At 66.0% G+C, this 24,521-nt stretch carries 25 protein-coding genes; 20 read left to right on the top strand and 5 right to left on the bottom strand.

The genetic code is table 11. The features are described from left to right. Positions 1–25 precede the first annotated feature (25 nt). The 12 genes from ndk to JHD77_RS14210 all read left to right on the top strand — a co-directional run bounded on the left by ndk (position 26) and on the right by JHD77_RS14210 (position 12,190). Complete coding sequence (gene ndk, locus JHD77_RS14265; RefSeq protein WP_003092811.1) at positions 26–457, top strand: nucleoside-diphosphate kinase; 432 nt, start codon at positions 26–28, stop codon at positions 455–457. Between the two features lie 24 nt (positions 458–481). Further along, complete coding sequence (gene rlmN, locus JHD77_RS14260) at positions 482–1,621, top strand: 23S rRNA (adenine(2503)-C(2))-methyltransferase RlmN (RefSeq protein WP_003092809.1); 1,140 nt, start codon at positions 482–484, stop codon at positions 1,619–1,621. Between the two features lie 17 nt (positions 1,622–1,638). After that, positions 1,639–2,397 (top strand): type 4a pilus biogenesis protein PilF, encoded by a 759-nt coding sequence (gene pilF / locus JHD77_RS14255; protein WP_003092804.1) that lies wholly within the window; start codon positions 1,639–1,641, stop codon positions 2,395–2,397. Then, entirely contained in the window at positions 2,394–3,437 is a 1,044-nt protein-coding gene (locus JHD77_RS14250) for a RodZ domain-containing protein (RefSeq protein WP_003115257.1), read from the top strand. Before pilF ends, JHD77_RS14250 begins: the two co-directional genes overlap by 4 nt. Further along, positions 3,434–4,549 (top strand): flavodoxin-dependent (E)-4-hydroxy-3-methylbut-2-enyl-diphosphate synthase, encoded by a 1,116-nt coding sequence (ispG, locus tag JHD77_RS14245; RefSeq protein WP_003092800.1) that lies wholly within the window; start codon positions 3,434–3,436, stop codon positions 4,547–4,549. The genes JHD77_RS14250 and ispG overlap by 4 nt, the downstream gene beginning before the upstream one ends. A gap of 18 nt (positions 4,550–4,567) precedes the next feature. Further along, positions 4,568–5,857 carry a histidine--tRNA ligase gene (gene hisS / locus JHD77_RS14240; RefSeq protein ID WP_003092797.1) on the top strand — a complete coding sequence of 430 codons (1,290 nt, stop codon included), beginning with the start codon at positions 4,568–4,570 and terminating at the stop codon, positions 5,855–5,857. Between the two features lie 26 nt (positions 5,858–5,883). Next, entirely contained in the window at positions 5,884–6,528 is a 645-nt protein-coding gene (locus tag JHD77_RS14235) for a YfgM family protein (RefSeq protein WP_003106650.1), read from the top strand. Position 6,529: 1 nt separating this feature from the next. Continuing rightward, complete coding sequence (gene bamB, locus JHD77_RS14230) at positions 6,530–7,672, top strand: outer membrane protein assembly factor BamB (protein WP_003092789.1); 1,143 nt, start codon at positions 6,530–6,532, stop codon at positions 7,670–7,672. A gap of 77 nt (positions 7,673–7,749) precedes the next feature. Then, on the top strand, positions 7,750–9,231 hold the full coding sequence (der, locus tag JHD77_RS14225; RefSeq protein WP_003092786.1) for a ribosome biogenesis GTPase Der: 1,482 nt from the start codon (positions 7,750–7,752) through the stop codon (positions 9,229–9,231). 307 nt (positions 9,232–9,538) lie between these two features. Further along, a complete protein-coding gene (locus JHD77_RS14220) occupies positions 9,539–10,687 on the top strand; it encodes a pyridoxal phosphate-dependent aminotransferase (protein WP_003106648.1) in 1,149 nt (382 codons plus the stop codon). Next, complete coding sequence (locus JHD77_RS14215; protein ID WP_003106646.1) at positions 10,675–11,469, top strand: amidohydrolase; 795 nt, start codon at positions 10,675–10,677, stop codon at positions 11,467–11,469. The genes JHD77_RS14220 and JHD77_RS14215 overlap by 13 nt, the downstream gene beginning before the upstream one ends. Positions 11,470–11,602: 133 nt before the next feature. Continuing rightward, complete coding sequence (locus JHD77_RS14210; RefSeq protein ID WP_003162600.1) at positions 11,603–12,190, top strand: YidB family protein; 588 nt, start codon at positions 11,603–11,605, stop codon at positions 12,188–12,190. Positions 12,191–12,277: 87 nt separating this feature from the next. On the opposite strand, the gene JHD77_RS14205 is transcribed toward JHD77_RS14210, so the two are convergent. Further along, entirely contained in the window at positions 12,278–13,228 is a 951-nt protein-coding gene (locus JHD77_RS14205; protein WP_003107361.1) for an aldo/keto reductase, read from the bottom strand. A 180-nt stretch (positions 13,229–13,408) separates the two neighbouring features. On the opposite strand from JHD77_RS14205, the gene JHD77_RS14200 reads away from it, so the two are divergent. Both JHD77_RS14200 and JHD77_RS14195 read left to right on the top strand, forming a co-directional pair. Next, the gene (locus tag JHD77_RS14200; protein WP_003143130.1) at positions 13,409–13,864 is read left to right on the top strand and encodes a hypothetical protein; all 456 of its coding nucleotides are present in this window, start codon (positions 13,409–13,411) and stop codon (positions 13,862–13,864) included. A 53-nt stretch (positions 13,865–13,917) separates the two neighbouring features. Continuing rightward, positions 13,918–14,250: a DUF5629 family protein gene (locus JHD77_RS14195; protein ID WP_003092770.1), complete on the top strand. Its 333-nt coding sequence runs from the start codon at positions 13,918–13,920 to the stop codon at positions 14,248–14,250. Between the two features lie 70 nt (positions 14,251–14,320). Here the strand turns inward: JHD77_RS14195 and leuA are convergent, their stop codons facing one another. Continuing rightward, positions 14,321–15,991 (bottom strand): 2-isopropylmalate synthase, encoded by a 1,671-nt coding sequence (gene leuA, locus JHD77_RS14190; RefSeq protein WP_003092766.1) that lies wholly within the window; start codon positions 15,989–15,991, stop codon positions 14,321–14,323. Between the two features lie 479 nt (positions 15,992–16,470). Between leuA and JHD77_RS14185 the strand changes: the two genes are divergently transcribed. The 3 genes from JHD77_RS14185 to JHD77_RS14175 all read left to right on the top strand — a co-directional run bounded on the left by JHD77_RS14185 (position 16,471) and on the right by JHD77_RS14175 (position 20,704). After that, positions 16,471–16,932: a DUF2946 domain-containing protein gene (locus JHD77_RS14185; RefSeq protein ID WP_003092760.1), complete on the top strand. Its 462-nt coding sequence runs from the start codon at positions 16,471–16,473 to the stop codon at positions 16,930–16,932. A gap of 120 nt (positions 16,933–17,052) precedes the next feature. Next, positions 17,053–19,224, top strand: a complete 2,172-nt coding sequence (locus JHD77_RS14180; RefSeq protein WP_003122105.1) for a TonB-dependent copper receptor — start codon at positions 17,053–17,055, stop codon at positions 19,222–19,224. A gap of 64 nt (positions 19,225–19,288) precedes the next feature. Further along, a complete protein-coding gene (locus JHD77_RS14175; RefSeq protein ID WP_003105378.1) occupies positions 19,289–20,704 on the top strand; it encodes a PepSY-associated TM helix domain-containing protein in 1,416 nt (471 codons plus the stop codon). Positions 20,705–20,721: 17 nt separating this feature from the next. Here JHD77_RS14175 and JHD77_RS14170 read toward each other — a convergent pair whose 3' ends face one another. Further along, on the bottom strand, positions 20,722–21,117 hold the full coding sequence (locus tag JHD77_RS14170; RefSeq protein WP_003162602.1) for a DUF4345 domain-containing protein: 396 nt from the start codon (positions 21,115–21,117) through the stop codon (positions 20,722–20,724). 85 nt (positions 21,118–21,202) lie between these two features. Beyond that, the gene (locus JHD77_RS14165) at positions 21,203–22,051 is read right to left on the bottom strand and encodes a M23 family metallopeptidase (protein WP_003092745.1); all 849 of its coding nucleotides are present in this window, start codon (positions 22,049–22,051) and stop codon (positions 21,203–21,205) included. Between the two features lie 171 nt (positions 22,052–22,222). Here JHD77_RS14165 and JHD77_RS14160 point away from each other — a divergent pair, with 171 nt between their 5' ends. From JHD77_RS14160 to JHD77_RS14150, 3 genes are all read left to right on the top strand, one after another. After that, positions 22,223–22,612, top strand: coding sequence for a DUF2946 family protein (locus JHD77_RS14160; RefSeq protein WP_003105383.1), 390 nt, complete (start codon positions 22,223–22,225; stop codon positions 22,610–22,612). A gap of 129 nt (positions 22,613–22,741) precedes the next feature. Continuing rightward, on the top strand, positions 22,742–23,218 hold the full coding sequence (locus tag JHD77_RS14155; RefSeq protein ID WP_003105385.1) for a copper chaperone PCu(A)C: 477 nt from the start codon (positions 22,742–22,744) through the stop codon (positions 23,216–23,218). A gap of 56 nt (positions 23,219–23,274) precedes the next feature. Continuing rightward, the gene (locus JHD77_RS14150) at positions 23,275–23,847 is read left to right on the top strand and encodes a putative natural product biosynthesis protein (protein WP_003092738.1); all 573 of its coding nucleotides are present in this window, start codon (positions 23,275–23,277) and stop codon (positions 23,845–23,847) included. Between the two features lie 35 nt (positions 23,848–23,882). Here JHD77_RS14150 and JHD77_RS14145 read toward each other — a convergent pair whose 3' ends face one another. After that, complete coding sequence (locus JHD77_RS14145) at positions 23,883–24,512, bottom strand: cysteine hydrolase family protein (protein ID WP_003113808.1); 630 nt, start codon at positions 24,510–24,512, stop codon at positions 23,883–23,885. Positions 24,513–24,521 lie beyond the last annotated feature (9 nt).

The raw sequence follows: 24,521 nt of genomic DNA, 5'->3' as shown, positions 1-24,521 counted from the left end.
ACAACCTTGTTTCGGAGTTTTACCAATGGCACTGCAACGCACCCTGTCCATCATCAAGCCGGACGCCGTTTCCAAGAACGTGATCGGCGAAATCCTGACCCGCTTCGAGAAAGCCGGCCTGCGCGTCGTCGCCGCTAAAATGGTTCAGCTGTCCGAGCGTGAAGCCGGTGGCTTCTATGCCGAGCACAAAGAGCGTCCGTTCTTCAAGGACCTGGTTTCCTTCATGACTTCCGGTCCGGTTGTAGTCCAGGTTCTGGAAGGCGAGGACGCCATCGCCAAGAACCGCGAGCTGATGGGCGCCACCGATCCGAAGAAAGCCGACGCCGGTACCATCCGCGCCGACTTCGCCGTCTCCATCGACGAGAACGCCGTCCACGGTTCCGATTCCGAAGCTTCCGCCGCTCGCGAGATCGCCTATTTCTTCGCGGCTACCGAAGTCTGCGAGCGCATTCGCTGATCGAGCGTGGGTGAGGGTGAAACCATGACAACGACCACCGCCGGCAAGGTGAACCTGCTGGGCCTGACCCAGCCGCAGCTGGAACAGTTCTTCGAGTCCATCGGCGAGAAGCGTTTCCGGGCCGGCCAGGTCATGAAGTGGATTCACCACTTTGGCGTCGACGATTTCGACGCCATGACCAACGTCGGCAAGGCCTTGCGCGAAAAGCTCAAGGCCTCAGCCGAGATACGCGGTCCCGAGATCGTCAGCCAGGACATCTCCGCCGACGGCACCCGCAAGTGGGTGGTCCGGGTGGCGTCCGGCAGTTGCGTCGAGACCGTGTACATCCCCCAGGGCGGACGCGGCACCCTGTGCGTGTCCTCCCAGGCGGGCTGCGCCCTGGATTGCAGTTTCTGCTCCACCGGCAAGCAGGGTTTCAACAGCGACCTCACCGCCGCCGAGGTGATCGGCCAGGTGTGGATCGCCAACAAGTCGTTCGGTACCGTTCCGGCCAAGATCGACCGCGCCATCACCAATGTCGTGATGATGGGCATGGGCGAGCCGCTGCTGAACTTCGACAACGTGGTCGCCGCCATGAACATCATGATGGACGACCTCGGCTACGGTATTTCCAAGCGCAAGGTGACCCTGTCCACCTCCGGCGTGGTGCCGATGATCGACAAGCTCGGCGAGGTGATCGACGTGTCCCTGGCCCTGTCGCTGCACGCACCGAACGACGAGTTGCGCAACAAGCTGGTGCCGATCAACAAGAAGTATCCGCTGGGCATGCTGCTGGATGCCTGCCGCCGGTATATTTCCCGGCTCGGCGAGAAGCGCGTGCTGACCGTCGAGTACACCCTGCTCAAGGATGTCAACGATCAGCCCGAGCATGCTGAGCAGATGATCGCATTGCTGAAAGACACGCCTTGCAAGATCAACCTGATTCCGTTTAATCCATTCCCGCACTCCGGCTACGAGCGCCCGAGCAACAATGCCATCCGGCGTTTCCAGGACATGTTGCACAAGGGCGGCTTCAACGTGACCGTGCGTACCACCCGCGGCGACGACATCGACGCAGCCTGTGGCCAGCTGGTCGGCCAGGTCATGGATCGTACCCGCCGGAGCGAACGTTATATTGCCGTGCGCCAACTGGCCGAGTCCGAGTCGGCGGCGAATCGAAATTGAGTGAGAGGAGGGTTCCGATGACTGTACGCGCCGCGCTGGTGTTCCTGTTGGCAGTTGGGCTGACAGGCTGCGTGACGAGCGGAGATCAGAATCCCCTGAAAACCGACAAGGGCCGTGACGAGGCGCGCGATGCCTATATCCAGCTCGGCCTCGGCTATCTCCAGCGGGGGAACACCGAGCAGGCCAAGGTGCCGCTGCGCAAGGCCCTCGAGATCGACCCTTCCAGCGCCGACGCGCATGCCGCGCTGGCGGTGGTGTTCCAGACCGAGATGGAGCCCAAGCTGGCCGACGAGGAGTACCGCAAGGCGCTCGCCAGCGATAGCCGCAATGCCCGGGTACTGAACAACTACGGCGGTTTCCTCTACGAGCAGAAGCGCTACGAGGAGGCCTACCAGCGTCTCCTGGAGGCCAGCCAGGACACCCTCTATCCCGAGCGCTCGCGGGTCTTCGAGAACCTCGGCCTGGTTTCGCTGCAAATGAAGAAACCGGCCCAGGCCAAGGAGTACTTCGAGAAATCCCTGCGTCTGAACCGTAACCAGCCCAGCGTCGCGCTGGAGATGGCCGACCTGCTCTACAAGGAGCGCGAGTACGTGCCGGCTCGCCAGTACTATGATCTCTTTGCCCAGGGCGGCGGGCAGAACGCCCGCAGCCTGTTGCTGGGCATTCGTCTCGCGAAGGTCTTCGAGGACCGCGACACGGCCGCCAGCTATGGCCTGCAGTTGAAACGCCTGTACCCAGGCTCTCCCGAATATCAGGAATTCCAGGCGGAAAAATGATGAAAGCGCCGCAGCCCGAAGTCGTAGCCACCGCTTCCCGTCAGAACCCCGGGGAAACCCTGCGCCAGGCGCGCGAGCAGAAGGGCTTGTCGTTGTCGCAGGTGGCCGGGCAACTGAACCTGACCGAGAATTCGCTGCGTCAGCTGGAAAACGGCGCGTTCGACAAGCTGCCGGGGCACACCTTCTCGCGCGGCTACATCCGCGCCTACGCCAAGCTCATGGGCCTCGACCAGGCCGAGCTGGTCAACAGCTTCGACCATTTCACCGGCACCAATGCCAGCGGCAGCACCGTACAGAGCCTGGGACGGGTCGCCGAGCCGGTGCGCCTGTCGCGCAACGTGCTGCGTATCGTCAGTCTGTTACTGCTCGCCCTGCTGATCGGCTTCGGCTACTTCTGGTGGCAGGAGCATTCCGCGCGCACGCCGGAAACCGCCGGTCTGAGCCTTGAGCATGTCGAAGTGGAAAGCGCCGACGGCACCACCGAGATCCATACCCTGGACGAGCCTGAAGACCAGGCGGTGATCGAAGCGCAGAAGGAAGGCGAGCAAGCGCCCGCCGAGGTTTCTCCGGAAGTCGCTGCCCAGGCCGAGGGAGCGCCGCCGGTGGCGAGCGAGGGCGCGCAGGTTCCCGCCGCTCCGGCCCAGGGCACCCCCGCCGCACCCCAGCAGCCCGTTACCGCCGCGCCTGCCGGCACGGCTCCCGCTCCCGGTACTGCTCCAGCCGTTCCAGCGACGGCCAGTCCGGCCGCCCCGCCAGCGCCGAGCGAACCTGCCGCCGCGCCCGTGGTGGCTGGCGAGGGCCAGGGGGTGGTCAAGGTACAGTTCGTCGCCGATTGCTGGACCCAGGTCACCGACGCCAACGGCAAGGTCCTGGTCAGCGCGCTGAAGCGCAAGGGCGACAGCCTGGAACTGGCCGGCAAGGCCCCGCTGGAGCTGCGCCTCGGTTTCGCTCGCGGCGCCCAGGTCAGCTACAACGGCCAGCCGGTGGACGTGACCCCCTTCGTCCGCGGCGAAACGGCCCGTCTGAAGGTAGGACAATGAGCATTCATAGCGCTTCTCCGATCATTCGCCGCAAGTCTCGGAAAATCTGGGTCGGCAACGTCCCGGTGGGCGGCGATGCGCCGATCGCCGTGCAGAGCATGACCAACACCGAGACCTGCGACGTCGCTGCCACCGTCGCGCAGATCCGCCGCCTGGAAGATGCCGGCGCGGACATCGTGCGGGTTTCCGTCCCCGACATGGACGCCGCCGAGGCATTCGGCAAGATCAAGCAGCAGGTCAACGTGCCGCTGGTCGCCGACATCCACTTCGACTATCGCATCGCCCTGCGCGTCGCCGAGCTGGGAGTGGACTGCCTGCGCATCAATCCGGGCAACATCGGTCGCGAGGACCGGGTCAAGGCCGTGGTCGATGCCGCGCGCGAGCGCAACATCCCGATCCGTATCGGCGTCAATGCCGGTTCGCTGGAAAAGGACCTGCAGAAGAAATACGGCGAACCGACCCCGGAAGCCCTGCTCGAATCGGCCATGCGCCACGTCGATCATCTCGACAAGCTGGACTTCCAGAACTTCAAGGTCAGCGTCAAGGCCTCCGACGTCTTCATGGCCGTCGCCGCCTATCGCCTGCTGGCCAGGCAGATCGAGCAACCCCTGCACCTGGGCATCACCGAGGCCGGCGGCCTGCGCTCCGGCACGGTGAAGTCGGCGGTGGGGCTGGGCATGCTCCTGGCCGAGGGAATCGGCGACACCATCCGGATTTCCCTGGCTGCCGATCCGGTCGAGGAGATCAAGGTCGGTTTCGACATCCTCAAGTCCCTGCACCTGCGCTCCCGTGGCATCAACTTCATCGCCTGCCCGAGCTGTTCGCGGCAGAACTTCGACGTGGTGAAGACCATGAACGAGCTGGAAGGGCGCCTGGAGGACCTGCTGGTGCCGATGGACGTGGCCGTGATCGGTTGCGTCGTCAACGGTCCGGGCGAAGCCAAGGAGGCCCATGTCGGCCTCACCGGCGGCACTCCGAACCTGGTGTATATCGACGGCAAGCCGTCGCAGAAACTGACCAACGACAACCTGGTGGACGAGCTGGAACGGCTGATCCGCCAGAAGGCGGCCGAGAAGGCCGAAGCCGATGCGAGCCTGATCGCCCGCGGCTGACCCGTTTAAGGACCCTACGTGAGCAAGTCCCTGCAAGCCATTCGTGGCATGAACGACATCCTGCCGGAGCAGACTCCGGCCTGGCGCTATCTGGAACGCACCTTCGCCGGCCTGCTGGACGGCTACGGCTACAGCGAGATCCGCCTGCCCATCCTCGAGTTCACCGAACTCTTCGCCCGCGGCATCGGCGAAGGCACCGACGTGGTCGACAAGGAGATGTACACCTTCCTCGACCGCAACGGCGAATCCCTGACCATGCGTCCGGAAGGTACCGCCGGTTGCGTGCGCGCCGTGCTGGAGCACGGCCTGAGCGGCGGTGGTCAAGTGCAGAAGCTCTGGTACACCGGGCCGATGTTCCGTTACGAGAAACCGCAGAAAGGTCGCTACCGGCAGTTCCACCAGATCGGCGTGGAAGTCTTCAACCTGCCCGGTCCGGACATCGACGCCGAGTTGATCATCCTCACCTGGCGCCTGTGGCAGAAGCTCGGCATGGCCGACGCGGTGACCTTGCAGCTCAACACCCTCGGTTCCAGCGAGGCCCGCGCACGCTATCGCGAGGCCCTGGTGGCCTATCTGCAGGAGCGCTTCGAGCAACTCGACGAAGACAGCCAGCGGCGCATGACCACCAATCCGCTGCGAATCCTCGACAGCAAGGTGGAGAGCACCCAGGCATTGCTGGTCGGCGCGCCGACCCTGCACGACTATCTCGACGAAGAATCGATCGCCCACTTCGAGGGTCTCAAGGCCCGCCTGGATGCTGTCGGACTGCGCTACGAAATCAACCAGAAGCTGGTGCGCGGCCTGGACTATTACTGCCGCACGGCTTTCGAGTGGGTCACCGACAAGCTTGGCGCCCAGGGCACCGTTTGCGGCGGTGGCCGCTACGACGGGCTGGTCAGCCAGTTCGGCGGCAAGCCGACTCCGGGCGTCGGTTTCGCCATGGGCGTGGAACGCCTGGTGCTGCTGCTGGAAACCTTGGGGGTGATCCCCGCCGAACTGAACCGTCCGGCCGACCTCTACGTCTGCGCCTTCGGCGAACCGGCCGAGCTGGCCGCCCTGACCCTGGCCGAACAGTTGCGCAGCGCCATTCCCGGCATACGCCTGCTGGTCAACGCCGGCGCCGGTAGCTTCAAGAGCCAGTTCAAGAAGGCCGACAAGAGCGGCGCGCGCTTTGCCCTGATCCTCGGGGAGGACGAGGTGGCCAATCGCGTGGTAGGTTTCAAGCCCCTGCGTGACGAGGGCGAGCAACAAAGCATTGCCTGGGATGCTCTGCCCGAGCACCTGGCAGCCTGTCTGGCACAGGCTTGAGAACATAAAGAATAGGAGTGATTGGGGTGACATCGCGTACCGAAGACGAAGACCTGGCGCAGATCAAGGACTGGTGGCAGCGCAACGGCAAGCCCCTGGTCACCGGCGGCATCCTCGCGCTGGCAGTGGTATTCGGCTGGCAGGCCTGGCAGAAGTACCAGACCAACCAGGCGCAGGGCGCCTCGATCGTCTACCAGCAACTGATCGAAACCGCGCTGAATCCGGCCGGCCAGCCGGATCCGGCGAAGGTGGCGGAGCTGGCTGGCAAGCTGAAGAGCGAGTTCGGCGGCACCCATTATGCCCAGTACGGCAGCCTGTTCGTGGCCAAGGTCGCGGTCGACAGCGGCAAGCTGGATGACGCCGTTGCCGAGCTGAAGGCGGTCATGGACAAGCCGGCCGACGCCACCCTCGGCGAACTGGCGCGGCAGCGCCTGGCCCGGGTCCTGGCGGCCCAGGGCAAGGTCGAGGAAGGCCTGAAGCTGCTCGATGGCGATGCCGACAAGGCCTACGTCTCGACCCGCGAGGAGCTCAGGGGCGACCTGCTGGTGCAGCTCAAGCGCACCGACGAGGCGCGCGCGGCCTACGAGAAAGCCAAGCAGTCGCTGCCCGAAGACGGTGCCGGCGATGCCCTGCAGATCAAGCTCGACGACCTGTCCAAGGGAGAGGCCTGAGATGGTGCAATGGAAACACGCGGCGCTGCTCGCCCTGGCCCTGGCGGTCGTGGGTTGCAGCAGCAACAGCAAGAAGGAACTCCCGCCCGCCGAACTGACCGACTTCAAAGAGGAAGTCGTGTTGAGCAAGCAGTGGAGCCGCTCGGTCGGTGATGGCCAGGGCGACCTGTACAACCTGCTCGAACCGGCCGTCGATGGTTCCACCATCTACGCCGCGTCCGCCGAAGGGCGGGTGATGGCGATCCAGCGCGAGACCGGCGACGTGCTCTGGAAGAAGGACCTCGAGCGTCCGGTTTCCGGCGGTGTCGGCGTTGGCTACGGCCTGGTGCTGGTGGGTACCCTGCGCGGTGACGTGATCGCCCTCGACGAAGCCACCGGCAAGAAGAAGTGGACCAAGCGAGTCAACAGCGAAGTGCTGTCGGCGCCGGCCACCAACGGCGACGTGGTGGTGGTGCAGACCCAGGACGACAAGCTGATCGGCCTCGATGCGGCCAGCGGCGACCAGCGCTGGATCTACGAAAGCACCGTGCCGGTGCTGACCCTGCGCGGCACCGGCGCGCCGCTGATCGCCGGCAACATGGCCCTGGCCGGCCTGGCCAGCGGCAAGGTGGTGGCGGTCGACGTACAGCGCGGCCTGCCGATCTGGGAGCAGCGGGTAGCGATTCCCCAGGGGCGTTCCGAACTGGATCGCGTGGTGGACATCGACGGCGGCCTCCTGCTGTCCGGCGACACCCTCTACGTGGTCAGCTACCAGGGCCGTGCCGCGGCGCTGGACGTGAACAGCGGCCGCCTGCTCTGGCAGCGCGAAGCGTCGAGCTACGTCGGCGTCGCCGAAGGCTTCGGCAATATCTACGTCAGCCAGGCCAGCGGTTCGGTGGAAGGCCTGGACTCGCGCGGTGCCTCTTCGCTGTGGAACAACGACGCCCTGGCGCGTCGCCAACTGTCGGCTCCGGCGGTGTTCTCCAGCAACGTGGTGGTCGGCGACCTGGAAGGCTACGTGCATCTGCTGAGCCAGGTGGACGGTCGCTTCGTCGGTCGCGAGCGGGTCGACAGCGATGGCGTGCGGGTTCGTCCGCTGGTGGTCGGGAGCTGGATGTACGTGTTCGGCAACGGTGGCAAGCTCGTCGCCTACACCATCCGCTAGACTGGGTTTCAAGTGTCCGGCCGCTGCCGTCCGACGTCAGCGGCCTTTGTGTTTTCTGAATTCTCGTGGAGAGCCGCATGGTTCCCGTTATTGCCCTGGTGGGTCGCCCGAACGTCGGCAAGTCCACTCTGTTCAACCGCCTGACCAAGTCGCGCGACGCCATCGTGGCGGAGTACGCAGGCCTGACTCGCGATCGCCAGTACGGCGAGGCGCGCTGGCAGGGCCGCACCTATATCGTCATCGATACCGGAGGCATCTCCGGCGATGAGGAAGGCATTGATGCGAAAATGGCCGAGCAATCGTTGCAGGCCATCGAGGAGGCGGATGCCGTCCTGTTCCTGGTCGATTCGCGCGCCGGCATGACCGCCGCCGACCAGATGATCGCCGAGCACCTGCGCAAGCGGAACAAGCGCAGCTTCCTGATCGCCAACAAGGTCGACACCATCGATCCCGATCTCGCTCGCGCCGAGTTCAGCCCGCTGGGCCTGGGCGATGCGCTGCCGATCGCCGCCGCCCACGGTCGCGGCATCAACCATATGCTGCAGGAAGCCCTGGGGATCTTCCCCAAGGACAACGCGGAGGAAGAGGGCGAGGGCGAGCCGGCCAGCGAAGAGGTCGCCGAAGGCGAGGAACCGACCCGGATTCCCGGTCCCAGCGAGAAGGACGGGATCAAGATTGCCATCATCGGCCGGCCCAACGTGGGCAAGTCGACCCTGGTCAACCGCATGCTCGGCGAAGAGCGGGTGATCGTCTACGACCAGGCCGGCACCACCCGCGACAGCATCTACATCCCGTTCGAGCGCAACGAGGAGAAGTACACCCTGATCGACACCGCTGGCGTGCGGCGTCGCGGCAAGATCTTCGAGGCGGTGGAAAAGTTCTCGGTGGTGAAGACCCTCCAGGCGATCCAGGACGCCAACGTGGTGATCTTCGTCATGGACGCCCGCGAAGGGGTGGTCGAGCACGACCTCAACCTGCTCGGCTTCGTCCTCGAGACCGGCCGTGCCCTGGTCATCGCCCTGAACAAGTGGGATGGCATGGAGGCGGCCGAGCGTGACTACGTGAAGACCGAACTGGAGCGGCGCCTGCTGTTCGTCGACTTCGCCGACATCCATTTCATTTCGGCCCTGCATGGCACCGGCGTCGGCCATCTCTACAAGTCGGTCCAGGAGTCCTTCCGTTCGGCGGTGACCCGCTGGCCGACCAGCCGCCTGACCAGCATCCTCGAGGACGCCGTGCAGGTGCACCAGCCGCCGATGGTCAACGGTCGCCGGATCAAGCTGCGCTACGCCCACCTGGGCGGCGCCAATCCGCCGCTGATCGTGATCCACGGCAACCAGGTGGACGCGGTGCCGAAGGCCTATACCCGCTACCTGGAGAAGACCTACCGGCGGGTATTGAAGCTGGTCGGTACGCCGATCCGCATCGAGTACAAGGGCGGCGAGAACCCCTACGAGGGCAAGAAGAACTCGCTCACCGCGCGCCAGGTCAACAAGAAGCGCCGGCTGATGTCGCACCACAAGAAAGCCGAGAAGAAGAAGAAGGACAAGCGCCGCTGAGGGTGGCGTTTCCTTCGTCGAAAGGCCCGGCAGGTATCCCTGTCGGGCCTTTTTCATTGGCCGCGGCTGTAGCCCGCGGGACGAACCAGGCCGCCGGCGTTGACCGCCGATTCCCTGTCGTGGCGACGAATGATCGCGAGGTGGTTATTCGTCCTGCGCCATCGCCTGGCGCATATTCCCCTCTGACCTGAAGCGGTCACGGTTTTTTCTAAGGCGTGCCCCTGCAGCGTCGCTCCCGGATCGGCTATCCTGCCCTGCCACCCGTCTGGCCGGGCTGTCGTCCGGCGAGTCTCTGCAGGAAGTCCCGATGATTCAGAGCAAGCTGCCGAATGTCGGCACCACCATCTTCACCCGCATGTCGCAACTGGCCGCCGAGTGTGGCGCGATCAACCTCTCCCAGGGCTTTCCCGATTTCGACGGCCCGCCGGAGTTGCGCGAGGCGGTAGGCAGGCATATCGCCGCCGGGCACAACCAGTACGCGCCGATGACCGGCTTGCCGGCCCTGCGCGAGCAGGTGGCGAAGAAGATCGAGCAGTTCTATGGACGCCGGGTGAGCGCCGACAGCGAGGTGACCATCACGCCGGGGGCGACCGAGGCGATCTTCAGCGCGATCCAGGCGCTGGTCCATCCGGGCGACGAAGTGGTGGTGCTCGACCCGTCCTACGACAGCTACGAACCCTCCGTGCAACTCGCCGGCGGGCGTTGCGTGCACGTGCCGCTGGCGCTGCCGGACTTCTCCATCGACTGGCAGCGCATGGCCGAGGCCATCGGGCCGCGTACCCGGCTGGTCATCATCAATACCCCGCACAACCCCAGCGGCGCGCTGATCAGCCGCGAGGAACTGGACCGCCTGGCCGCGCTGATCCGCGACCGGGATATCTATCTGATCAGCGACGAGGTCTACGAGCACCTGGTGTTCGACGGTGTCGCTCATACCAGCGTGCTGTCCCACGACGAGTTGTATCCGCGTTCCTTCGTGGTCAGTTCGTTCGGCAAGACCTACCACGTCACCGGCTGGAAGACCGGCTACGTGGTCGCGCCGCCGGCGCTCAGCGCGGAGCTGCGCAAGGTTCACCAGTACGTCAACTTCTGTGGCGTCACGCCGCTGCAATGGGCATTGGCGGACTACATGGCCGGCCATCCGGAGCACTTGCGGCAATTGCCCGGCTTCTACCAGGCCAAGCGCGACCTGTTCTGCGACCTGCTGCTGGACTCTCGCTTCCGTTTTACCCGTGCGCCGGGCACCTACTTCCAGTGCGTGGACTATTCGGCCATCCGTCCGGACCTGGACGACGTGGCCATGGCCGAGTGGCTGACCCGCGAACACGGAGTGGCGGCGATCCCGGTTTCGGTGTTTTATGAAAAGGCTCCGGACGCCATGCGGCTGGTCCGGTTCTGTTACGCCAAACGCGAGGAGACGCTGCGTCAGGCAGCGGAAAAGCTATGCGCGATCTGACGGTTCTGCCGGACCTGGACATCGCCCTGGTCCAATCCTCCCTGGTCTGGCACGACGCCCAGGCCAACCGCGAGCATTTCGCCGCCCTGCTGGAGAGTGCCGCCGGCGCCGATCTGGTGGTCCTCCCGGAGATGTTCACCACGGGTTTCAGCATGGCTTCGGCCGAGCAGGCCGAGCCCGAACTGGGGCCGACCCATGCCTGGCTGCTGGAGCAGGCCCGGCGCCTTGGCGCGGTGGTCACCGGCAGCCTGATCGTCCAGCTCGCCGACGGCAGCCATCGCAACCGCCTGCTCTGGGCGCGTCCGGACGGCGAGATGCTGCACTACGACAAGCGCCATCTGTTCCGCATGGCCGGCGAACACGAGCACTACAGTCCCGGCGAACGCCAGGAACTGTTCGAACTCAAGGGCTGGCGGGTGCGCCCGCTGATCTGCTACGACCTGCGTTTCCCGGTGTGGAGCCGCGACCCGCACGACACCGACCTGTTGCTCTACACCGCCAACTGGCCCGCGCCTCGTCGACAGCACTGGAACCGCCTGCTGCCGGCGCGGGCGATCGAGAACCTTTGCTACGTGGTGGCGGTGAACCGTATCGGCGAAGACGGCAACGCCTTGCGCTACGCTGGGGATAGCCAGGTCCTGGACTTCCAGGGCGACAGCCTGTTCAACGCGGCGGACGCCGACGGCGTGTTCCGCGTCCGGCTGGACGCGGCGGCACTGGCGGCCTATCGCCAGCGTTTCCCGGCCTACATGGACGCGGATCGCTTCGAAATCCATCCTTGAGTGCCGGAACGTCCGCTTCCGGTCGATGTCCGAGGCCATGACCCGGTGCTGCGCATGATGGCGCAGTGCCGGGAATGGAGTTACCCGTATCCCGCGGCGCCGCGCCGTGGGCATCAGATCAGGAGGAAGACCAATGGGACTGCTCGATTCGATTCTCGGTTCGGCGCTGGGTGGCTCTGAAGGACAGGGAGGTGCTCGCGATCCGAAAGTGGCCCTGTTGATCGGGCTGGTGACCATGCTGATGTCGCGCCAAAGCGGTGCGGCACAGGGCGGTGGCGATGGCGGTGGTCTGCTCGGTTCGCTGGGCAGCATCCTTGGCGGCGCCGGCGGCGGGGCCGCGAGCGGCGGGCTGGGTGGCGTCCTCGGCGATCTGCTCGGTGGCGCCGCGGGCGGTGCCGGGCAGGCGGCGCCGGGCGTGGAGGCCGGCTCACTGGGCGGACTCGGCGGGTTGTTCCAGATGCTCCAGAACGCAGGCCTGGGCGATGCCCTGAATTCCTGGATCGGCGGTGGGCCGAACCAGTCGGTGTCGGCGGCGGACATTTCCCGGGTCTTCGGCGACGGTCAATTGCAGCAACTGGCTGACTCCGCCGGAGTCAGCCAGGGCGAGGCGGCCGAACACCTGAGCAGCCTGCTGCCGGAATTGGTCAACAAGCTGACGCCGGACGGCCAGGCGCCGCAGGGCGACCTGGACATCGGTTCGCTGCTGGCGCGCTTCAGCTAAGGCTTTCCCGTCGATGCGGAGCGGATAGCCGCGATACGGTTATCCGCTCCACTCAACGGGGCGAGGCCGCCCTCGACGGCAGGTCGGTCAATAGGCGCTGGCGCTGTCCAGGCGGTGGATCGCCTGTTCGTCGAGCTTCAGGTGGGTGGCGGCGATCAGGTCGTCGAGCTGTTCCAGGCTGGTGGCGCTGGCGATCGGCGCGGTCACCGTCGGACGAGCGATGAGCCAGGCCAGGGCGACCTGGGTCGGGTTGGCGTTGTACTGCTCGGCCACTTCGTCGAGCGCCGCGAGGATGGCCACGCCGCGCTCGTTGAGATAACCCTTCACCTTCTCTCCCCGGGCTCGCCCGGCGGTGTCGGCCTGGTTGCGGTACTTGCCGCTGAGGAAGCCGCTGGCCAGCGAGTAGTAGCTGATCACCCCGATACCGAGTTCTTCCACCGTCGGCTCCAGGTTGGTCTCGTAGTCGGCGCGATCGTACAGGTTGTATTCGGGTTGCAGGCTCTGGTAGCTCGGCAGGTTAAGCCGGGCGCTGACCTGGCGCGCTTCGAGGAGGCGCCGGGCGTCGTAGTTGGAGGCGCCGATGACCCGTACCTTGCCTTTCTTGATCAGTTCGCCATAGGTGGAAAGGGTTTCCTCCAGGTCGGTGTGGGGATCGTCGGTGTGCGACTGGTAGAGGTCCAGGTAGTCGGTCTGCAGGCGTCGTAGCGAGCGCTCCAGGGCCTGCTCGATATAGGCGGCGGAGAGACCTTTGTGGCCATTGCCCATGTCCATCCCGACCTTGCTGGCGATCACCATGCGGTCGCGTTTGCCGGTGCGTTTCAGCCACTTGCCGATGAGGGTTTCCGACTCGCCGCCCTGGTGCCCGGGAACCCAGCGCGAATAGACGTCGGCGGTGTCGATGCAGTTCAGGCCGGCGTCGAGCAGGGCGTCCAGCAGCCTGAAGGAGGTGCTTTCGTCGGCAGTCCAGCCGAAGACGTTGCCGCCGAATACCAGTGCCGGTATCTCCAGGCCGGAGTTGCCGAGTTTGCGTGTGGTCATGCGTCATCCCTCCTGAGTGCGGTCCTGTGTGGGCGCTTTCGTTCGCACGTCTTGCTGTGACTCCCGGCGGGCGCGGAATGTTCAGCCGGCGCGCAGCGTCCTATAGACTCTGCCGGTTGCCGGGATTTTCCAATGCCGGCCCTGGTAAAGCTTCAGTAAATATCCGCAGGGAGCACACGCATGAACAGCGACACCGAGAATCCGTTCCGCCCACCGGAGGCCCGCCTGGACGAGCCTGATGCCACCCATGGCGAGCCGCTGTACAGGCTTTCCGCGATCGGTCTGGGTACCTTCATCGGCACGCCCCTGGCCGGTGCCTTCCTCGCGGCGGTGAATCTCCGTCGCCTGGGACGGGCGCAGGAAGTCGGGAAAACCTGGCTGGTCGGCCTCTGCCTGTTTGTCCTGCTGCCAGTTCTGGGCGCGATACTGCCGGAGAACATCCCCTCGATCGGCTTCACGGTGGCGCAGATATTCGGCATGGTCTACTACGCCAAATCAGCCTTCGGTCCGGCCCTGGACAGCCACAAGGCAGCGGGCGGAGCGTTCATTTCCAACTGGCGGGCGGCGGGGATCGGCCTGCTGTTCATGTTGGTGGTCCTGTCGGTAGCGATCCCGGTGGTGATGCTGATGGTGTGAGGGGCAGCCCGCGCTTTGCCTTATCATGAGTTCTTTATCCGCGATGACTGGCCATGACTACACAACGCTACCTGCTCGATGAACTGGAAACCGCCGACATGCTCGAGATCGACGGTCTGCACGCCTGGCGCTTCGAACTCAACGAGAACCTGCTGGACCAGGCGGACCTGGCGGCGGAAGCCGACCAGCCGTTCGCCAGCGAAGACTGGGTGCTGGCGGTGGAAAGCCTGGATGGACGCACCCGTCGCGAGTGGCGTTTTTCCTACAACGCGGTGATGGAAGCCGAGCCCCAGGCCGATGGCGAGTCCTGGCGCCTGACCACAGGGGAGGGGGCGTACCAGCTCCGTTGCCTGGGAGCGGTCAGCGCCAGCGGCGAGGATGAGTGAAGCGACTCAGCTGAAAGATGCCCATGAAAAAAGGGAGCCGCCTGGCTCCCTTTTTTCCCTTCCGTGCCGGTCAGGCCGCCTTGGCCTCGGCCTGGGTCACCGCGCGGTTCAGCGCGCTGAACAGGGCGCGGAAGCTGGCGGTGGTGATGTTCTCGTCGATGCCGATGCCGTGCAGCGGGCGCTGGCCCTCCAGGCGGATCTCGATATAGGCCGCGGCCTTGGCATTGGCGCCGGCGCCGATGGCGTGCTCATGGTAGTCCATGATTTCCGCCTTGACCGGCAGGGCGGCCACCAAGGCTTCCAGCGGTCCCTTGCCGATCCCGCGCCAGTGCTGCTTCTCGCCGTCGAAGGAGACTTCCAGGTCGACGGCGCTGGTGCCGTTCTCTTCCTGCAGGCGATGGCTGGCGAGGACGTAGGGCGAGGTCGCCTTGAGGTATTCGTTTTCCAGCAGCGAGTAGATCTGTTGTGCGGTCATTTCCAGGCCGAGACGGTCGGTCTCGCCTTGCACTACCTGGCTGAACTCGATCTGCATGCGCCGCGGCAGGCTGATGCCGTACTCCTGTTCGAGCAGGAAGGTGATGCCGCCCTTGCCGGACTGGCTGTTGACCCGGATCACCGCTTCGTAGTCGCGGCCGATGTCGGCCGGATCGATCGGCAGGTACGGCACTTCCCAGATCGCGTCTTCCTTCTGCTGGGCGAAGCCCTTGCGAATGGCATCCTGGTGCGAGCCGGAGAAAGCGGTATGGACCAGGTCGCCGACATATGGATGGCGCGGGTGGACCGGCAACTGGTTGCACTCTTCGACCACCTTGCGCACCGCGTCGATGTCGGAGAAGTCCAGTTGCGGATGCAGGCCCTGGGTGTACATGTTCAAGGCCAGGGTCACCAGGTCGACGTTGCCGGTGCGCTCGCCGTTGCCGAACAGGCAACCTTCGACGCGGTCGGCGCCGGCCATCAGGCCCAGCTCGGTGGCGGCCACGCCGGTGCCACGGTCGTTGTGGGTGTGCAGGCTGATGATCACGCTGTCACGCTTGTCGACGTGGCGGCCGAACCATTCGATCTGGTCGGCGTAGACGTTCGGCGTGGCGCACTCCACGGTGGCCGGCAGGTTGAGGATGATCTTGTTGTCCGGGGTCGGTTGCCAGACGTCGATCACCGCGTTGCAGACCTCCACCGAGAACTCCAGCTCGGTAGAGCTGAAGATTTCCGGCGAGTACTGGAACGACCACTGGGTATCCGGTTGCTCGGCGGCCAGCTTCTTGATCAGTTTCGCGGCGTTGGTGGCGATGTCCACGACGCCCTGCTTGTCCTGGTTGAAGACGATGCGGCGGAACGACGGGGCGGTGGCGTTGTAGACGTGGACGATGGCCTTCTTCGCCCCGCGCAGGGATTCGAAGGTGCGGGTGATCAGGTCTTCGCGGGCCTGGGTCAGCACCTGGATGGTGACGTCGTCCGGGATGTGGTTGCCTTCGATCAACTCGCGGACGAAGTTGAAGTCGGTATCGGAAGCCGACGGGAAGGCCACTTCGATCTGCTTCAGGCCGACCTGCACCAGGGTCTTGAAGAATCGCATCTTCTTCGCCGCGTCCATCGGTTCGATCAGCGACTGGTTGCCGTCGCGCAGGTCGGAACTGCACCAGATCGGCACCTCGGTGATGGTCTTCGACGGCCAGGTGCGGTCGGGCAGATTGATGGCCGGGAATGGGCGGTATTTCTGCGAAGGGTCTTTCAACATGCTCATGGGGCTAATCCTTTGGAGTCGGTTCCTGGGCCGGCGGGGCCAGGCGAACGCAGTGACGAGATGAAGAGAAGCGTCGCTCAGCCACGCAGTCGCGGGCTGACCAGGCACAGGCAGGCGTGTTGGCGGAGCAGGATGAGGGTGTGTGGTGTTTTCATGCGTACCACACTAGTGAGACTGCATTTGAATGGCAAGCATTAAAGGAAAATTAGTAGAATTTCCCATTTGTGCGGCTTTTGTGGGTTTTTATTCTTTCTCTGCGGTGAAAGCTTGTCCTCGATTGCGCCGCCGGCACGCTCTCCGCAACGGAAAATTCTGCGGCCCCATGCCGCAGAAGAGCCAGCCGCCCTTGTGCGATCATTTCGTTCCCCGTGCCTGGGGCGTATAACGACAGGCGCATTCTTCTTTTCGGCATGACCCGGCGCGAGCGGCCATCCGGCCCGCTACGCGGTGGTCTTCATTCAAGACGGCGGGAGTCGCAGGTGGCGACCACTCTGAAACGACAAGGCATCGGTGCATGGCTGGCTCTGTTCGCCATGCTGATGATCTTCGTCGGGCCGTTAATCTCCCAGTCGATGCCGATGGACCACCCGATGCCGATGGGCGTGGGGATGGGCCACGAAGGCATGTCCCACGAGAACATGGACCATGGCGACATGGCCCATGCCGGCTGTTCCGATGCCCAGCGCTCCGTCGTCCATGCCGGCATGCCGGGGATGGGCGGCGAGGAAGGCAATCGCCTGGCCAGCGACGTGCTCTGGGAGAAGTGTGGTTATTGCAGCCTGTTGTTCCACAGCCCGCCGCTCACCGAAGACGCCTGCCTGGCGCTGTTCTCCGTTCCCTTCGCGACGGCGCCCGCCGTCGCTTTCCTGAACGAGGCGTTCGTCGCCTCGCCGGTGTTTCCCGGCGCCCGTACCCGTGCTCCGCCGTTCCTGATCGCCTGACCTCTTTCAATCCGATAGCCGCCGCTTCCTGGGGGCACCGGCGCGTCTTCGCCGCGCCGGTGACGCGAGCCTGGCCGGGTGCCTGCTCGCCGTGGGGGCGGGGCGGAAGTCACATAGATCATGGAAAAACGTATGTCTACTCAACAACGAGCGGCCGGCAACGCCTGCCCGACCGCCGCTTTCAGCTTCGACCCTGCCCGTCTCGCACAACGCCGCCGCTGGGCGGGAGCCTTCGCCGCACTGTGCGGCCTGGCCCTGTCTCCGTCGGCGCTCCTGGCCGAGGAACACTCACAGCACCAGGATCACGCCGTGGAGCTGGCGCCGAGCGTGGTCACCGGAGTCGCCCAGAGTTCGCCGCTGACCATCGTCACCAATCCCAAGGAGCCGCGCCAACCGGTGCCGGCCAGCGATGGGGCCGACTACCTGAAGACCATTCCCGGCTTCGCGGTGATCCGCAACGGCGGCAGCAACGGCGACCCGGTGCTGCGCGGGATGTTCGGTTCGCGCCTGAACATCCTCACCAACGGCGGCATGATGCTCGGTGCCTGTCCGAACCGGATGGACGCGCCGACCTCCTACATCTCGCCGGAAACCTACGACAAGCTCACCGTGATCAAGGGCCCGCAGACGGTGCTCTGGGGGCCGGGCGCGTCGGCCGGGACGATCCTCTTCGAGCGTGAGCCGGAGCGCTTCGGCGAACTCGGCTCGCGGGTCAACGCCAGCCTGCTGGCCGGCTCCAATGGCCGCTTCGACAAGGTGCTGGACGCCGCCGCCGGCAACCGGCTCGGCTACCTGCGCTTCACCGGCAACCACGCGCAGTCCGACGATTACGAGGACGGCGCCGGGAATACCGTGCCGTCGCGCTGGAAGAAGTGGAACGGCGACGTCGCGGTCGGCTGGACCCCCGACGAGGACACCCTGATCGAACTCACCGCCGGCAAGGGCGACGGCGAGGCACGCTACGCCGGGCGCGGCATGGACGGCTCGCAGTTCAAGCGCGAGAGCCTGGGCCTGCGCTTCGTCAAATCGAACGTCAGCGATGTGCTGGAGAAGGTCGAGGCGCAGGTCTACTACAACTACGCCGACCACATCATGGACAACTTCCGCCTGCGCACTCCCGACCCATCCAGCATGATGCCCATGCCGATGGCGTCCCAGGTGGACCGACGCACCCTCGGCGGTCGCCTGGCGGCCACCTGGCGCTGGGACGACTTCAAGCTGGTCACCGGGGTCGACGCCATGCGCAACGAGCACCGGGCGCGCGGCTCCAAGTACGACATGATGACCGACTACTACACCGACGCCGACCAGTTCCCCTGGAACAAGGACGCGGTGTTCCACAACTACGGGGCCTTCGGCGAACTGACCTGGTTCGCCGCCGAGCGCGACCGGCTGATCGGCGGGTTGCGCCTGGACCGCGCCTCGGTCAAGGACTACCGGCAGACCCTGAAGTCCGGGCACATGGGCCACGCCATGGCCAACCCGACGGCCAACGACACCCGCGCCGATACCCTGCCCAGCGGCTTCGTGCGCTACGAGCACGACCTCGCCGACTCGCCGACCACCCTCTACGCCGGCCTCGGCCATGCCGAGCGCTTCCCCGACTACTGGGAGCTGTTCTCGCCCAAGCGCGGGCCGAACGGGTCGGTCAACGCCTTCGACAAGATCAAGCCGGAAAAGACCACCCAGCTCGACTTCGGCCTCCAGTACAACGGCGACAAGCTGCAGGCCTGGGCCTCCGGCTACGTCGGGGTGGTCCAGGACTTCATCCTGTTCAGCTATCGCGAGGGCATGATGGGTTCCTCGACCCAGGCGACCAACGTCGACGCGCGGATCATGGGCGGCGAGCTGGGCGCTTCCTACCAGCTCACCGGCAACTGGAAGACCGACGCCAGCCTGGCCTATGCCTGGGGCAAGAACAGCTCGGACGACCGCGCGCTGCCGCAGATCCCGCCGCTGGAAGCGCGCTTCGGCCTGACCTACGAGGAAGGCGACTGGAGTGCCGGCAGCCTGTGGCGGGTGGTCGCGCCGCAGAATCGCATCGCCAGGGACCAGGGCAACGTGGTCGGCAAGGACTTCGACAAGAGCGCCGGCTTCGGCGTCTTCTCGCTCAACGGCGCCTACCGGGTGACTCGCAACGTCAAGCTGAGCGCCGGTGTCGATAACCTGTTCGACAAGGACTACACCGAGCACCTGAACAAGGCCGGCGATGCCGGCTTCGGTTTCTCCGCCAACGAAACGGTTCCCGAGCCGGGCCGGACCTTCTGGACCAAGGTCGACTTCAGCTTCTGAACCTTCAACGAGGCCCCGTCCAGCGGGGCCCGCCTTGCCTGTGTGCGCTCCGATGAGGTGATCCATGCAATCGAACGAAAAGAACGGCCGTGACTTCTACGCGCTGGCCTGGCGCTGGCATTTCTACGCCGGGCTGTTCGTCGCGCCCTTCATGATCCTGCTGGCGCTGACCGGAATCGTCTACCTGTTCAAGCCGCAACTGGATGCGCTGCTCTATCCGCAACTGCTGCGGGTCGAGGCCGGTGCGCAGATGCGCAGCGCCGACCAGTTGCTCGCCGGGGTGCGCCAGGCGCACCCGCAGGCCGCCGTCAGCCAGTACCTGCCGCCGAGCGAGGCGGGGCGCAGCGCGCAATTCGTGATTGGCGAAGAGGGCAGGCAATGGAACCTCTTCGTCGATCCCTACAGCGGGCGCGAACTCGGCCGCCAGGATGCGCAGCTGAATCTCCAGGCGGTGGCCCGGGCACTGCATGGCGAGCTGATGGTCGGGACCGTCGGCGACCGGCTGATCGAGCTGGCCGCCGGCTGGGGCATCGTCCTGGTGGTCTCCGGTCTCTACCTATGGTGGCCGCGCGGGCGGGCGGCGAGCGCGCTGTTCTGGCCGCGCCTGCACCTGCGCGGACGACCGCTGTGGCGCGAGCTACATGTGCTCGCCGGTTTCTGGGGCAGCCTGCTGTTGCTCTTCATGCTGCTCAGCGGGATGACCTGGACCGGCTACTGGGGCAAGCAGTTCGCCGATGTCTGGAACCGCTTCCCGGCGGCGATGTGGAACGATGTGCCGACCTCCGACATGCAGGCCGGTAGCCTCAACAGCGCGTCGCGCCAGCAGGTGCCCTGGCCGCTGGAGAACACTCCGCTGCCGCGCTCGCAGCCGCCGGCGGCCGACGCCCATGCCGAGCATCGCGGGCATTCCGCCCAGGCCGGGCACGCGATGCCGATGGACATGCCGATGCCGGCGGGCATCCCTCTGCAAAGGGTGGTGGATATCGCCCGCGAGCGCGGCGTGGCGGCGGGCTACGGGATCGCCCTGCCGAGCGGGATGGAGGGGGTCTACACGATTTCCGTGTTCCCCGACGATCCGCGCCACGACGCCACCCTGCACATCGACCAGTACAGCGGCAAGGTTCTCGCCGACGTGCGTTGGCAGGACTACAACGCGGTGGCGAGGAGCGTGCAGATGGGCGTCGTGCTGCACGAAGGCAAGCTCTTCGGCCTGGGCAACCAGTTGCTGATGCTCGCGGTCTGCCTGGCGATCCTGCTCAGCTCGGCGAGCGGCCTGTGGATCTGGTGGAAGCGCAAGCCGGCCGGACGCCTTGGCGTGCCGCCGCTGCGCCACGAGCTGCCGCGCTGGAAGAGTGGCATCGCCATCATGCTGGCGCTGGGCGTGGCCTTCCCGTTGGTGGGGGCCTCGCTCCTGCTGGTCTGGGCGCTGGACTGGCTGGTGCTGTCGCGGCTGCCGGCGGTTCGCCGGGTCCTGGCTTGAGACCTGCTGCCCGGCGCTCAGTCGAGGTCGAGCTGGCGGGTCTTCCAGAGTGCCGCCAGCAACAGCACGCAGAGCAGCGCCTCGGCGCCGAGCCAGAGGAAGGTGGTTAGCGCCGGCGAGGCGTCGATCAGCACACCGTAGAGGCGCGCCGCGCCGCCGCTGGCGATCACCGCCAGGGCGGCGAGCAGGCCGAGCACCAGGTAGCGGGGGCGCAGGGCGGCATAGCCGAGCAACAGGCCGATGCCGAAGCTGGTGCCGCCGTAGCTGGCGCGCAGGTCGGTGAGGGCGGCGGGGGTGAGCGGTTCGCCGCTGGTGAGCAGGGAGGCGAGCGGGCCGGGGAAGAAGATGAAGCCCAGGCCGAGGACCACGAACAGTGCCGAGCACAGCCAGAGCAGGCGAAGCGGGTGAGTCATGCGGTGTCTCCCTTGGGCATGAAAGGGGCGCATCGACGCGCCCCCTGTTCCTTCTGACCTCAGCCGGTGCCGCGTTGCTCACTTCTCAGGGCTGGAAGGCACCGATGAAGATTGCCGGGTCGACTCGCGCGTCGTTCAGGCTGACGTTCCAGTGCATGTGCGGTCCGGTGGCCCTGCCGGTGGCGCCGACCTTGCCGAGTACGCCGCCGCGCGGCACCTGCTGGCCGAGCTTCACGTCGATCTTCGACAGGTGGCAGAACATGCTGATGAAGCCCTGGCCATGGTCGACGAACACCGTCTTGCCATTGAAGAAGTAGTCGCCGATGAGGATCACCTTGCCGGCCGCCGGCGCCTTGATCGGCGTACCGGCCGGTACCGCGAAGTCTAGACCGGAATGCGGGTTGCGCTCTTCGCCGTTGAAGAAGCGGCGCAGGCCGAAGGGGCTGGAGAGCGGACCGTCGACCGGCTTGTCGAGCATCAGGTTGCTGGGCAGGCCGGGACTGAAGCGGCGGTAGGCGGCGGTCTGCTCGGCGAGTTCGCGTTCGATGCGCTTGAGGTCTTCCGGCAGCGGATTGACCTGGCGCTTGTTCTTCAGGGTGATGCGTTGCTCGCGGTAGTGCTTGCTGCCGACGCTGAAGCGTTCCTCGTGGTTGCCGGTCGCCGCCCGCACTTCCAGCTTCTGCGGGCCGGGCTTGGTGCTCAGCGGGATGCCGACCACGGCGATCCAGCGGCGGCCTTCCTCGCGCACCACCAGCACCGGCTTGCCTTGGTAGAAGGCCCGCGGCGGCGGGCCTTCCTCGCCGAGGTCGACCACCGCCACCCCGCCGGGCACCGGCTTGTTCAGCAGGCGCATGATGAAGCTGTCGGCCTGGGCGGGCAGGGCGCAGAAAGCGGCGAGCAACAGCGTGGAAACGAAGGCTAGGGTGCGGGGCATCGGCTTCTCGACTCGTCGGGCGTCAAAGCCGTCTATGCTGGCGGAAGAGCGCGGCGGGGGAAAGCCCGCAAGGGTTGCAAACGTTTTCACCTGCGGCACTCTGTCGCGCCCGGCGTTTTTACTTTTGCCCCGCGCTCAGGCATAAAGGGCCCATTCTCCGGAGAACCGACGATGCCCCTGTCACGGCGCCCCGTGGCCTGGCTGGCCAGCCTGGCCGTGCTGATGAACCTGTTCGTGGTGCCGCTTTCGCAGGCGCTGACGACGCAGGAGCGCGCCTCGTTGCTGCTCGGCGGCTTCTGCAGCACCTCGTCCGATTCGCTGCTGCGCCTGAAGCTGGGTGCCGCGCTCAAGGACATCGATCTTCCCGACGACCACGAGAGCCTGGCCCCGCACCTCTGCTGCTGCGCCGGCGCCGCCGGCACGCCCGGACTGGTCGCCTCCTGGCCGGCATTGCCGCTGGCGCCGCTGGCCAGCCCGGCCCGTAACGCCTTCTCCGCCACCGACCTGCCTCCCCTGCGCTATTGGCGCCTCGCCAATCCGCGCGCTTCTCCTGTCGCCTGACTCCTCCCCCGCGCCTTCGACAACCTGGACCTTCGGGTCGGGGCAGGTCGCGGCGCAATACCCTAGCTTCCCCCCTGGAATCGCCGGTCCGACGGAAAAAGACCGGTCATACGCTACTGGAGAGTCACCATGCGCACATCCTTCTTTGCTGCCGCGGCCCTGCTGGCCGTTTCCGCTTTCGCCCAGGCCCACGAGTACAACGCCGGCCAGCTGCACATCGAGCATCCCTGGGCGCTGGCCCTGCCGCCGACCTCGCCGAACGGCGCGGCCTACTTCGTGGTGCAGAACCACGGCAAGGAAAACGACACCCTGCTTGGCGCCGACACGCCGCGCGCGGCTTCCGCCGAGGTGCACGAGCATGTGCACAAGAACGGCATGATGAGCATGCAGAAAGTCGACAGCGTCGACGTCGCACCAGGCAAGGACCTGCGCTTCGCTCCCGGCGGCTACCACCTGATGCTGATGGGCCTGAAGCAGCCACTGGTGGCCGGCGAGCGCTTCCCGCTGACGCTGCATTTCCGCAAGGCCGGCGACGTGCCGGTGGAAATCGTCGTCGAGTCCAAGGCGCCGGCCGAACAGGGCGGGCACGAGCAGCACGGCCACTGAGCGCTGTGTCGAGCAGGGGCGCCCGGCGCCCCGCCTTTGCGTGCGAGGTTCAGAGCATGAACAGCAACAGATATCCCTTGCCGGCGCAGACCGGCCTGGTGGTGGCTCCCGGCCTGCCGCCGAAGAACTCCACCCTGCGTCCGGACCAGCTCAACAAGCGCCTGAGCAGCGCCTGGCACCATCTCTACGACCTTTGCCCGGAACTGCTGAAGATCGATCCGCCGGATGGCCTGACCATCCTCCGCGGTTTCCTGCAATGGGCGGCCGAGCAGAAGGCCGCCTGGAACTGGGCGATGCACCTGCGCCTGTACTGCTGGCTGTTGCAGTCGCCGTTCGGCGCCAAGGTGACCGACGAGCATCTGGAGGTGCTGATGGACGCCTCCGCCGCGCGCTGGACGGTGGACGACACCAGCGCCAACCGCGGCATCCTCCTGGCCAGCCAGGGCGGTGCGCACATCACCCAGGACTGGAAGGCGCCGCAGGCCGGCGCCGGCACGCGTGTGCCGCTGGAGCGCCTGGACCTGCCGGCGCCGAACTGGACATTCGCCTATTGCGCGGTGCCCGACCCGCGGCTGCGCGAGTTCCCGGGCTGGAAGCCGTTGCCGGCGCGCGGCTCGCTGGTCGGCTGAGCGCTCGCCGCCCCGCGTGGGGGGGCGGCGCCGTTTCAGCGGTTGGCCAGGGCTCGCTGGTTGGAGTCGTAGATGTTGTCGCGTTCCGGAACGTGCCGGCCGGCGAGGCTTTCCAGCCACTCCTCGGTGCTGAGCACGGCGGCGAAGGAGGACTGCAGGACGATGCCGAAGATCCGGTGGATCTCTTCCGCGCTGGCCTGGCCGGCGCGGTTGCGGTAGGGCACCGAGCCGCTGGCGTCGTGCAGGTATTCCACCTGCCAGCCTTCGTGGATCGCCTGGCGGATGGTCGAGTCGTCGCAGTGCTGGGTCATGTAGCCGACCACGGCGAGGGTGTCGATGCCGCGCTCGCGCAGCCAGTCGGCCAGCCCGGTGCCGACGAAGGAACTGGCCAGTTGCTTTTCCACCTTGTGCTGGTAGGGCCGCGAGGCGACCACCTCGTGCAGCTCGGCCTGCCGGCTGCCGCGCGCGAACAACGGCGAGTCCGCCGGTGCCAGGTGCTGCACCACGACGATCGGGATGCCCGCCGCGTGGGCGGCATCCATGGCGGCGCCGATGCGTTCCAGCGACGATTGGATGGCGGGAAATTCGATACGCAGGTTGCCGCTGACGTATTCGTTCTGTACGTCGATGACCAGCAAGGCGCGTTTGGGTTGACGTGCGGACATGGCGTTTCC

The organism is Pseudomonas sp. P20 (genome assembly GCF_016463925.1).
GTDB lineage: Bacteria > Pseudomonadota > Gammaproteobacteria > Pseudomonadales > Pseudomonadaceae > Pseudomonas > Pseudomonas aeruginosa.
This window is presented reverse-complemented; position numbering and strand designations above follow the sequence as displayed.